Annotated in this window: 9 protein-coding genes and 1 tRNA gene; 8 read left to right on the top strand and 2 right to left on the bottom strand. The window is 64.5% G+C overall.

Going from position 1 to position 11,515, the window contains the following annotated elements; translation table 11 throughout:
• Positions 1 to 42: 42 nt before the first annotated feature.
• Both RCP37_RS20940 and RCP37_RS20935 read right to left on the bottom strand, forming a co-directional pair.
• Positions 43 to 663, bottom strand: a complete 621-nt coding sequence (locus tag RCP37_RS20940) for a GNAT family N-acetyltransferase (RefSeq protein ID WP_308484841.1) — start codon at positions 661 to 663, stop codon at positions 43 to 45.
• Between the two features lie 201 nt (positions 664 to 864).
• A complete protein-coding gene (locus RCP37_RS20935) occupies positions 865 to 1,833 on the bottom strand; it encodes an NAD(P)H-quinone oxidoreductase (protein ID WP_308484840.1) in 969 nt (322 codons plus the stop codon).
• 75 nt (positions 1,834 to 1,908) lie between these two features.
• On the opposite strand from RCP37_RS20935, the gene RCP37_RS20930 reads away from it, so the two are divergent.
• From RCP37_RS20930 to gjpA (RCP37_RS20895), 8 genes are all read left to right on the top strand, one after another.
• A complete protein-coding gene (locus tag RCP37_RS20930; protein ID WP_308484839.1) occupies positions 1,909 to 2,910 on the top strand; it encodes a MarR family winged helix-turn-helix transcriptional regulator in 1,002 nt (333 codons plus the stop codon).
• A gap of 455 nt (positions 2,911 to 3,365) precedes the next feature.
• On the top strand, positions 3,366 to 4,445 hold the full coding sequence (gene gjpA, locus RCP37_RS20925; protein ID WP_308484838.1) for an outer membrane porin GjpA: 1,080 nt from the start codon (positions 3,366 to 3,368) through the stop codon (positions 4,443 to 4,445).
• A 48-nt stretch (positions 4,446 to 4,493) separates the two neighbouring features.
• Positions 4,494 to 6,977, top strand: coding sequence for a PGRS repeat-containing protein (locus RCP37_RS20920; protein WP_308484837.1), 2,484 nt, complete (start codon positions 4,494 to 4,496; stop codon positions 6,975 to 6,977).
• A gap of 100 nt (positions 6,978 to 7,077) precedes the next feature.
• A tRNA-Ser gene (locus RCP37_RS20915) sits at positions 7,078 to 7,167 on the top strand.
• Between the two features lie 596 nt (positions 7,168 to 7,763).
• Positions 7,764 to 8,309: a MarR family winged helix-turn-helix transcriptional regulator gene (locus RCP37_RS20910; RefSeq protein ID WP_308484836.1), complete on the top strand. Its 546-nt coding sequence runs from the start codon at positions 7,764 to 7,766 to the stop codon at positions 8,307 to 8,309.
• A 419-nt stretch (positions 8,310 to 8,728) separates the two neighbouring features.
• Positions 8,729 to 9,241 (top strand): MarR family winged helix-turn-helix transcriptional regulator, encoded by a 513-nt coding sequence (locus RCP37_RS20905; protein ID WP_308484835.1) that lies wholly within the window; start codon positions 8,729 to 8,731, stop codon positions 9,239 to 9,241.
• A gap of 85 nt (positions 9,242 to 9,326) precedes the next feature.
• Positions 9,327 to 9,812 carry a MarR family winged helix-turn-helix transcriptional regulator gene (locus RCP37_RS20900; RefSeq protein ID WP_308484834.1) on the top strand — a complete coding sequence of 162 codons (486 nt, stop codon included), beginning with the start codon at positions 9,327 to 9,329 and terminating at the stop codon, positions 9,810 to 9,812.
• A 543-nt stretch (positions 9,813 to 10,355) separates the two neighbouring features.
• Entirely contained in the window at positions 10,356 to 11,480 is a 1,125-nt protein-coding gene (gene gjpA, locus RCP37_RS20895; protein WP_308484833.1) for an outer membrane porin GjpA, read from the top strand.
• The last annotated feature ends 35 nt before the right edge of the window (positions 11,481 to 11,515 follow it).

Raw genomic sequence — 11,515 nt, 5'->3', positions numbered from 1 at the left:
GGTGACAGAGAAATCTGTCACCGCCCCTATTGGCCGCTGCGCCTATGACTCCTTGCGGTGGCTCCGCGGCATGTCTTCCGGGGTTCGCAGCCGCGCGAAGAGTGCGATGTGTTGACCCCAGCTGGACATGTAGTGCTCGCCGAGAAACGTTCCATTGCGCCGCTCCCAGGCGCGGCGCCCGTTGGAATCTTTAGCTGCGTTGGTGTCGCCGATGATCCGTCGGCACTCCGGTTCGACTTCGAACACGCCGTCGACAAGACCGTTGAAGAGTGGAAACCCGTGTCCTTGCTTGAGCATCTCGACCTCGCCGAAGGCGATGTGCAACCCCACATCGTAGGGATGCGCATCATAAAGGGTGGCCACGTCATCCTGTGCGGCCCGGAACAGCTCCATGTAGGCCATCGGCCGGCCGTCGATGCTGATGACGTAGGGCCGCGAGTAGTTGCTCTCGTACTGGACCTCCATGTGGCGGCGCCATTGATCGGCTGGATAGGCATAGCCCCACGTGTCGGCCAGGTGCGGCAGATTCATCCAGTTTGAGATCAACTCTGCGTCGCCGGCCGGGTCCGCGTAACGGACGCTGTACGGCTCGGGGAAAACAGGCAGCGGCGGCGGCGGAACCGAGAGGATGTAGTCGCTGACGCCAAGCCGTTGCCGCGGCATTCGCGAACTCATAGCGGAGTCAAATCCGTTGGGGCGGGACCGGTTCCGGTAACCATGAAAACTCCTCCTGGAAATCCCTTGACGGCAGCGCCGCCGACAATTAGCTCGCCAATGATGCTACGTTGCCTGATGAATGTCAGTGCCGAATACGTGCCCTCGGCGCCTAAAAGATGGTGCTGTGTACCGACGCATGTGTAGCCCCTAGAGCGTCAGCACGACCTTTCCCGTCACCTCACCCGAGGACAGCATCCGGTGTGCTTCGGCGGCCTGCGCGATAGGCAGCCGCGCACCGATCACCGGCTTGATCCGGCCGTCGCCGAGCATCGGCCAGAGATCGGTGGTCACCGCGGCTACCACCATGCCCTTGCTGTGCGGCCCTTCCACCGGCCGGCCGCGCAAGGCGGTGCCGATCACCCGGGCGCGTTTGGAGATCAGCTTGCCCAGGTTCAGCTCGGCCTTGACCCCGCCCTGCATTCCGATGACCACCAGCCGACCGTCATCGGCCAGCGCATCGATATTGCGGTCCAGGTAGGCCGCCCCCATGATGTCCAGGATCACGTCGGCACCACCAGCCTCGCGGACCCGCGCCACGAAGTCCTCGTCGTGATAGTTGATGGTGATCTCGGCTCCCAGTTCACGACAGAACTCCAACTTGGCCTCTGATCCTGCGGTGACGGCCACCCACGCCCCGAGCTGACGTGCCACCTGAATGGCGTGGCTGCCTACACCGCTGGCTCCACCGTGCACCAGCAGCAACTGGCCCTCGGACAACCCAGCAGTCAAGACCAGATTCGACCAGACGGTGCAGGCCACCTCCGGCAGAGCGGCAGCATCGGCCAGGTCCACCCCGTCCGGAACAGGCAGCACCTGGGGCGCGGGAACCGCGACGTACTCGGCGTAGCCGCCCCCGGCCAGCAAGGCACAGACCTGTTGTCCGACAGCCCAGCCCGTCTCGTCGTCGCCGACTGCAGCAATGACGCCGGAAACCTCCAAACCAAGGGTGTCGCTGGCCCCGGGCGGGGGAGGATACAAACCGGCCGCCTGCAGCAGATCGGCCCGGTTCACCCCGGCCGCGGCAACGTGAATCAGCACCTCGCCCGGCGCCGGTTGAAGATCGGCGACCTCTCGCCAAGCGAGGACATCGGGGGTATCAGCGATGATGGCGCGCATATCCGACACGCTACTACCGGCCCCACGCGGCCGAAAACGATGAGGAAACCTAAGTGTTGGGCTTAGCATGACGCTGTGCAGCGCCACGATCGCCGCCGGACGGGGAGTGATTTACCCGGCTTGGCTCTCGCCGAACGTCAAGCATGGCAACACTATTTGGAAGCTGTGCTGCGATTCGATGTAGTAATGAACCGGTTGCTCTCCACTGCACACCAGCTGTCGGTGATCGACGTGCGGGTTCTGGAGATCCTGGCCAGCTCCAACGACGGATCCGCGCGAATGGGTGATTTGGCCAGTTCGTTGGCGGTGACGCGACGCCAGATGACTAAGCGTATCGACCGCCTTCAGGCACGTGTATTGGTCCGGCGCGAGCCGGATCTGCATGACCGACGGGGGGTGGCCGCGCTCGTCACCGAAACCGGCCGGTTCATGATCGAGCAGGCGAAAATCACCTACGCGCAGGGCGTTGCGCGCTACCTGCTCGATCCGTTGACGGCCCGACAAGTGACTACCGTCGCGGAGAACTGTTGGCGCATCAACGAAGGGCTGAGCAATCCAGACCGACAAGGCGTAGGTGACGAGTCGATCTTCCCTGAGGCCCCCGCTTGTTCGCTGCCCGGTATCGACGATGCCGGCAAGCGTTGCTGGCATCAGTTTCTGGAGTCGTCGGAGGCGCTGTTCCCCGCTATGAGTGATCGGCTGATGGACGCACAGCAACTCACGTTGATCTGCGTTCTGTTGCTGGACCAGATCGCCAAGTCGCCGGGCGGATCAGGGTCGATGAGCATGTTGGGCGAGTTGTTCGCACTGATGCCCAGCCGGGTTACCCAAGAGATCAGTCGGCTGGAATACCTGGGACTGGTGAACCGTGTCGCCGGCCAGGGCGATCGGCGAACCGTGTTCGCCACCATCACCGCTCTCGGCAGGGCCCGAGTGGGCCAGGCGCGTGTCGCCTACGCCGGAGAGATTCGCCGGAAATACTTGGATTCGATGTCGCACCGTCAGGCGATCGCACTGGGCGATGCCTGCCGCAGGATCAGCATTGCCCTGAAATGCGGGGCCGAGCGACCGGCCTGAAGCGTTCGCCGGAACGCGGTAGCACGCTGTGCTGCTCGAATTGCTGATGGATCGCACGGCGCACGGTGTCCTATGGCCGAAAGTTTCAATCACGCAGTGGCCCAACGCAAGACAGCAGGGGTCGTCGCCGCAGCGCGCTAGTTGCGCGAATTGTGAAATTCGGTGTTCTCAAAGTTTGCTACCTCGACCATCATGTTATCGCTTGGGGGACAAGCGAAGACGGTTACTCGACGGTAGTTACCACTTGAAACAGTTCTACGCCGGCTCGCCCTCGACGGGGCAGTCCCGATTCCGCCTGTGACGTGGGCGTTCGCAGTCCGGCAGCAGGACTGTGGGCACGCGCCTCGCCAAACATGTTCGCGAATAACAACGTTCGATTAGAGAAACTCAGCCGTCGCTTAGCTACGTTCATCGCTGTTCAGCACGTCATCAATCCACCTGCCGAGGAGCTCCCCTTGCACGCCACCATTCGCCCCTATGTCACCGCTGGTGTGGCTCTGGTCGGGGCCAGTCTTGTCGCGGTCACCCCGGTGTCTGCGCCGCTGCTCGCGGTGCCCGATGTTCAGTCCGCCGCGGTGGCGTTGACCAGTGCGTGGGACAACGTGCTCAATGCCAGCTCGGCAAACCTGACCAGCTTGTTGAACAACTGGTACCTGGCGCCCGGAGTGGGGATGCAACAGTTCTGGGCCAACCAGATGGACTACTGGGATCGGCTGCTCACCGACCCGTCGGGCTCCACCAACGACGTCAACGAAGAGATTCAGTTGCATCTGAATGCGGTGATCTCGGGTTGGGCGCTGCAGAACGAGACCGATGCGACCCACTCCACGGTGCTTAACCACACGATGGATGGCACACATGCGCTGATGTTCGGTCAAGTCGCGGGCTACATCCCTGCGGGTGTGGACAAAGAGTCGATCATGCCGATCATCGACTACTTGGGCTCTCCCGCCAGTGCGGTGTTGATGGGGATGATCGGGCCGATGATCAGCCCGTGGGTGGCGTTGCTCAACGGCATCACCGACGGCGACAGCCCGTTCGACACCCTGGTCAACATGGGCGGCGCCTTCTTCAACGGCGCGACCTTGAACTTGGGTGCTCTGCTGCCGATGATCAATTCGTCGGGCTACTTCCCCACCGGCATGAACATGGACCACCTGGACATCGCCTTCGGTGGTCTGCTATCGCCGGGCGCTGTTGCGGTCGGCCCGTACCAGGTGCTCGGCCCTGGCGGCGAGGTCGTCGCATCTGTGCCCGCAGTCGGCGGATCGATTTTCCAAAGTGTCGGTATCGAATTCAGCGGGGTCCCGGTGTTGGGCACCCTCGATCTCAATAGTGCCGGCATCGGGCCGATCGCGGCCTGGCAGGCCTGGGGCCAAACCGTCGGGGCCCTGTTGGGTTCGGGCTGGGATGGCAAGGGCCCGGTCGTCGTCACTCCGCCGTTGGCCGGTGCGGAACTGCCCATAGTTGATGACGGCGGCAGTGGCGCCGCAACTGATGCGTTCGGCTGGCTGGGCGACCTGCTCGGACTCTGATTCTCCTTAACCGTTACCCCCCAATACTTTAGAGAGGTCTCCCTCACGATGAATCGTCATCACACCACCTCGTCTCGTCACCAGCGTGCGATTGGCGCCGTTAGCACTGCCGGTGCGTTCCTGGCGTTCGGAATGGCGCCGTTGAGCGTGGCGCCACAGGCTCAGGCCGATGAATTCGATTGGATCGCAGACCTTTTCGATTCGTCGGCGTGGCTGGCGGCCGCACCGGCCGACGCGGGCAGCTTCGACTGGACCACGATGCTGGATCAATGGTTCTACGAGCCGATCCACGCTTCCCTGGAGGGTTGGATCAACAGTGACTTCGGGACGATGGTCAACGGCTGGATCAACGCCTCGTCCGGGCAGTTCCTGATCGGCGATGGCGCCGACGGCACCGAAGTCAATCCCGACGGCGGTAACGGCGGCCTGTGGTTCGGCGACGGCGGTGACGGCTGGAGCAGCAGTGATGCCGGGGTGGTTGGCGGCGCCGGCGGCAATGCGGCCGGCTGGCTCGGTGATGGTGGCGCCGGCGGGACCGGTGGCGCTGGCGCTGACGGCGGGGCCGGTGGTGCCGGCGGCACCTGGATGGGCAACGGTGCAGCCGGCGGCGACGGCGGTGGCGGACTTGCCGGTCCGATTTATATGGGCAATGGCGGTGCCGGTGGCAACGCTTCGGGTTGGCTGTTCGGCAATGGCGGGGCCGGCGGTAACGGCGGTACCGGCGGCAACGGTGCCGCAGGCACGTTCGCTAACGGCGGCGACGGTGCCGGCCAAATCGGTGGCCTTGGCGGTAACGGCGGGGACGGTGGCCGCAGCGGGTTCATCTTCGGCAACGGTGGCGCCGCCGGTAACGGCGGAGCGGGCGGGAACGGTGGTGCGGGTGCAATCGGCACCCTCGAGCACGTCAACGGTGGCAACGGTGCCTATGGCGGTGACGGCGGCACCAGCGGCGTGACCGGTGCCCGTGGCTCCTCCATCTACAGCAACCCGTCCTACGGGCAGGTTGGCAGTGCCGGGAAAGGCGGCGCCAGCGGCAACGGCGGCAACGGTGCCAACGCCTACCAAGACATCAACGGCGCCTACCTCGGCGACGGCGGCACCGGCGGCGACAGCGGCCAGGCTGGGTACGGCAGCTATCCCGGCAACGGCGGTGCCGGTGGTGACGGCGGTAACGGCGGCGTCGGCGGTAACGGTCTCAACGGTGGCAACGGCGGTAGCGGCGGCAGCGGCGGCGGCGCGTACGGGGACAACAGTGCAGGTAACTCCGGTGACGGCGGTAACGGCGGCGACGCCACCGCCGGCCACGCGGGAGACGGCGGCTCGGGCGGCCTGACCATCGGTGGTAACGGCGGTGTCGGCGGTAACGGCGGTAACGGTGCTACCGGCGATCCCGCCGTCCAAACCTTCGGCGGTAACGGTGGTGTCGGCGGTTCGAACTTTGGCAGTGGAGCCGGGATCGGTGGGGCCGGCGGGCGCGGTGGAACCGGCACCTACGTCGGAGGCAACGGCGGCGACGGCGGCTACGGTGGCGGCGACGGCGGCGACGGCGCCACCAGTACCGGGTGGGACGACGGGACAGGTACCACCTACAGCCAAGGCGGCAACGGCGGAAACGGCGGGCAGGGCGTTGCTGCCATCGAGGGCGATGGCGGCGCCGGCGGCGCGGGCGGCGCAGGCGCCGATGGCGCAACCGGGCCGGGCGTCGTCAGCGTCGGAGGCAACGGCGGCGCCGGCGGTACGGGCGGCGTCACCTACGCCAACGGTATTGGCGGCATCGGCGGAATGGGCGGCGCCGGTGGTACGGGTACCGCATCGGGCGGCAACGGCGGTGACGGCGGCATCGGAGGCGCTGGCGCCCTTCTGCTGGGTGGCAGCGGTCTCGGCGGTCCAGGTGGTGCCGGCGGTGCCGGTGGTGCCGGCGGCGAGAGCGGCGGTGTCACCATCCCTACCGGCAACCCCTACGGGCTGGGTCCCAGCCACGCCGGAAATGGCGGAACCGGCGGCGCCGGCGGCGCGAGCACGATCCGTGTCGCCGGTAACGGCGGGACCGGTGGTATCGGCGGTAACGCGCACGGCGCCGTGGACGGCGGGAATGGCGGTGCCGGCGGAACCGGCGGCACGGGCTTCGCCGGCGGACCCGCGACCAACCCCGCGCACGGCCCCGGCGGGAATGGCCACGACGGCGGTACCGCCGGCAATGGCGGCCAGGGCGGGAACGGGGGCAAGGCCGAATCCGGAAACGGCGGCAATGGTGGTACCGGTGGCACGGGAGGGACCGGCGGTGACGGCAGCAAGGGCGGCAACGGCGGCACCGACTCCAGTGGCAACACCCTGCCCGGCGGCAACGGCGGTGACGGTGGAACCGGTGGCAACGGCGCGGCCGGTGGAGCAGGCGGCGCCAGTACCAATGGCACCAACGGCGCACACGGCGCCGCCGGGGCAGCCGGTCCCGGTGGCGCCGGCGGAGCGGCAGGTACCGGCACCCCGCCGGGCCAACCCGGCACCACCGGAGGTAGCGGCCAACCCGGGTGACCCGGTGATGAGCAGTCGCAGACTCGCACTAAAGGCGCCGTGCGCGTGCGAGTCTGCGACTGCCCGGGCGCGCCGATCCGGCCAAGGTACGATTTCCCGCGGTGGCGTGGCAGAGCGGCCTAATGCACTCGCCTTGAAAGCGAGAGACGGCTAAAACCGTCCGGGGGTTCAAATCCCTCCGCCACCGCCATTCCAGCCCGGCGACGATGCCGTTCGTACCGCTCGCGCTTGCCACGCCCGCCGAGGAATCGCCCCACCGAAAGACCAGTGTGTCGTTGACTGGACTGATACCTCCGACGGCCGCATCTGAGTTTCAAGTGCCGGTTAGGGATTCGTACTAGCGTGCGGTGCTACTCCCAATCAACCGGTTGAACAGTTTCTTTCCTCCTGGTGTGGCAACCACTCGCGGAGAACCGGTTTCGGCCGCAGTCTGGCGCGATGCGCGGAGAGTTTGCCCAATTGCGCAGCATGAGGCTATACCGCGCGGTAGCCACAACCGTCTGCAGTCCCCGGTTCACCGGCCTCATTATGTATCTAATATGGAAACATCTCATCGCTGCTGGAGTACGTGTAGGGCGCAGAAAACCGTTGAACCCGAGTGGACATCCACACCCAAGTCGCGCTCAACGCGCCCATGACTTGGATAAATGACAACGTTTCAATCACTTTGGATTCAATTCTGACGATCGCCTGCTGGGCCTGAGGTCGACCTACATCGACTGGTGAATCAACTAGTGATCGGAATGATGTTGGTGCACTGGGACAAAGCCTGGCTACCATGACGGCATGCAACGTCCGTCTCGTCGACGTACCCCCAGTGATCTTCCCGGATTGGACATCGCTGAACAGAAGTCGTGGCAGAACTTCCTACACGCCGCGCTGCGCTTTCACACCACGATGGATCGTTGGCTGACCGAAGCGCACCATCTCTCTGTCATCGACTTGCGGGTGCTCGACATCCTGGACAAGTCCGACGACGGTGCGGCACGGATGGGCGACCTGGCCGACGCGCTGGGGGCGAACCCGCACCACATGACCAAGCGAATTCATCGGCTCGAAGAGCGGGGTTTGGTTCAGCGCGAACAGAATTCTGATGACCGACGTGGGGTGGTCGCTCGGATCAGCGACGACGGCCGTCAGGTGGCAGGACATGCCAGTCTCAACTACGCCAAAGGGGTTAAGACCCATCTCATCGGCACCCTGTCGCGGCGCCAGCTCGCCACCCTCGAGGAGAATTGCCGACGGATCAATTCCGGGTTGAGGCAGGCCGACGCAACGCTCTACGTGTCCCGGCCGGCCCAGGGCGGGCCCGCGGACAGGCCGCCGCTCTGATCCGCACCCGTCTGATTTCGCCTCGATAGGGCGTTTGCTCGTGGCCGAACTCCCGCTCGCTGTGGGGTTGCTGATGCACGTATTACTGCTGTTCAGCGCCAAAGTTCTCAGCCAATGCTTGTCGATTTCGGGGCATAGCGCGTGTCCAGCAGTTACCTTGGTCGTGTAGCTGCCGTGGCTACGTCAAACCACCGCTAGAACACGTTCTGATTGTTACCCGCGAGTTAATTGCCGGTTGAATCAATCGGCTCCGTTTGCATATTTGCTGGAGTTGCTCCGAAACCGCCGGTGAAGAGGCTGGATGTGGCGACGCGGGACGTTGCGGGCTCTCGAAGCGTCTTGCGGATGTACGCCGAAGGTGGCAAACCACGCCGATTTCCGTAGTCAATGCGGGAAGGGTTTCGGTACCGTCGCCCGCCGTGGAGGACACAGGGGCTCAGGCGCCGGCGATGCGGCTGCCGGGGCTCGAAGAAATCGAACAGAATTCCTGGCAAGTGTTCGTCGAGTCGTCGACGGGTCTGCTGGCCGCGCTGAACCGAAGCCTGATGGGCCGGCATCGTCTCGACCTGTCCGAGCTTCGCCTGCTGGATCTGCTCGCCAGGTCCGAGACCGGTTCTGTCCGAATGAGCGAACTGGCCGCCGCGCTGATGCTGCTTCGCAGTCGAGTCACCTGGCTGACTCGGCGGCTGGAAAGCCGCGGCCTGGTCCGTCGGATCCCCATCCCTGGTGACGGGCGGGGAGTGCGGGCCGAGATCACCCCCGACGGCCGAATGAGGTTGGGGGAGGCCCGCAAAACCTACGCCGAACAGATCCGCCGGCTCTATGTGAACCAGATGTCTCGTCAGCAGATGCTCGCCCTGGGTGCCAGCTGCCATCAGATAAGTGCGTCATTGGAAGACGCTGACCTTCCGAGAAAGTCGACGCTGGACTGATTCACTAGTCTCTCGCCCAGTCTGTCGGCACCAAGTTGCCCAATACAGCACCAGTTGCCGCGTCGCATGGATACCATCGCCCGGCATGGGGCACCTGCGGGCTCTTGAGTGGCCAGTGTGGGAATTGCCGGTGCTCGACGCCGCGGAAAGCACCTGCGTGCACCAATTCGTGGACACCTCCGAACGCCTGCTTGCCGCGTTGAACGACAGCCTGGTCCATGCCCACGGATTAACCCTGTTCGAGGTCCTGGTACTGGACCGGCTGGCCAGTTCAGAGACCGGTTCGGCCCGAATGAGGGACTTGGCCAAGGCTTTTGCGCTGGCGCCCAGTCGGGTGACGTCGCTGATCGACCGCCTGGAGGCTCAGTCGCTGGTCGGTAGGCGTCCGCTTCCAGGCGACCGCCGAGCAGTGCTTGCCCACATCACCGCCGAAGGCCGGAAGCGGTTCGCACCTGCGGTGGTGACCTACGCGCGCGGAATTCGTGCGTACTACCTCGATCAGCTTTCGCGTCAGCAGGCGATCGCCCTCGGTGACGTCTGCCGTCGGACCGGTCTTCCCGAGCGGTACTGAGCGCAGCCGGACCTGCCCCGCTCGCTGGCTGAAGTGCCCGAAGGCTGCTCGAAAAGATTCTCAGGGAATGTGACCCTCGGACGGGGATCCGAGGTTCCCGCGTCTGCCTGCACACGCAGGATACGGGCTCGCTACCTGCACCGACATGCGTCAATCCAATGTTAGCTAAAGTTCACCTAATAGACGTCCGTGCTGCCGCGAAATGTGTTGATACACGTTTCTACAGCGACACCCTGAACTTTGTCGCCGAGTCACCCCCGCCCAGGTCAGCAGCTATTACGCGCCGACGAGGTGCGAAATAGGCACGGATGAACGTGTTTCAGTTCTTACTGGTCGGTAATTTCCAGTTGAACGATTCTGTCGTACTCGGACGTTTGCTGTGAACATATGTTAATGCCTGCACCTGGGGTTTCGTCGACCGGCTAGATAGCCGAAGCAGTGCGGGGTGAGCGCCTTTGCGGTCAGGCCTCTCCTGACTGCTGATTTTCAGGTCTCCCTCAGTTACGTTCCGTGTGCTGAGTCACATGACCTGAAGGAGCTCCCTTGCACGCCATTCTTCGCCCCTACGCAACGGCCGGTGTCGTCCTCGCCGGGACCGGCCTGATCGCGGCCACGCCGGTGGTGGCGCCGGCGCCTGCACCTGCGGTTGCCTCGGTCGTTGACGTCGCGCTCACCGGCCTGCCTGGCTTTCTCGACACCTGGGAAGGCGTGATCAACACCGCCAATGCCAACTTCTCGGTCCTGAAGGACAACTACATGCTGGCCCCCGGTGTGGCGCTGCAGCAGCTGTACGCCAACGCGGTGGGCTACCTCAACCATTTCCTCAACGACCCGAGCAGCAGCACCCTTGCTGACATCAACACGCAGATCCAGGAAAACCTGGTCGCGGTGCGCGACGGCTACACGCTGCCGCTGGACGTCTTGACCGATACGAAGAACACGGTGACCCACCACACGATCGACGGATCGATCACCTCGGGTCACGCCGTGATCCTCGCCCAGGTTCCGGGATACCTGCCGGCCGGCACCGACGTGGACATGGTCAATTCGATCCTGCAGTTCATGGTCTCGCCGCTGTCCGGCATCATCATGGGCCTGCTGGGTCCGGGCATCAGCCCCTGGGTGGCCCTGCTGAATAGCATCACCGACGGTGACAGCTTCAGTGACATCATCGCCAATACCGTTGGCGGCTTCTTCAACGGTGCCACCCTCAACCTTGATTTCGTGCTGCCCTCGATCAACGACGCCGGATTCCTCCCGGACGGCATGAGTCTCGACCACTTGGAATTTGCCTTTGGTGGTCTGCTCAGCACCGGTTCGGTGGCGCTCACCACCTACCAGGCGATGGGCGCCAATGGCGAGGTCGACGCCTCGGTTCCGGTTGTCGGCGGCTCCATCTTGAACTCCCTCGGTTTGCAATTGGTCGGTGTTCCGTCGCTGGGGCAAATCGCCGCTGACGGCCAAGCGATCGGCCCGATCGCGGCCTTCGAGATGTGGGGGCAGGTCATCAGCGCGTTGCTGGGCTCGGGCTGGGACGGTTCGGGCACAGTCGTCGTGACCCAGCCCGCGCTCGGAGTCGATCTGCCGCAGATCCCCGATGACTTCGCCGCCGAAGCCACCAACGTCTTCAGTGGGTTCCAGGACTTCTTCGACGGCATCTTCGGCTGACCTACCTATCCCAAACCTCAACTACCCCAGAGTTT

Source organism: Mycolicibacter sp. MU0102 (assembly GCF_963378105.1).
Lineage (GTDB): Bacteria > Actinomycetota > Actinomycetes > Mycobacteriales > Mycobacteriaceae > Mycobacterium > Mycobacterium holstebronense.
This window is presented reverse-complemented; position numbering and strand designations above follow the sequence as displayed.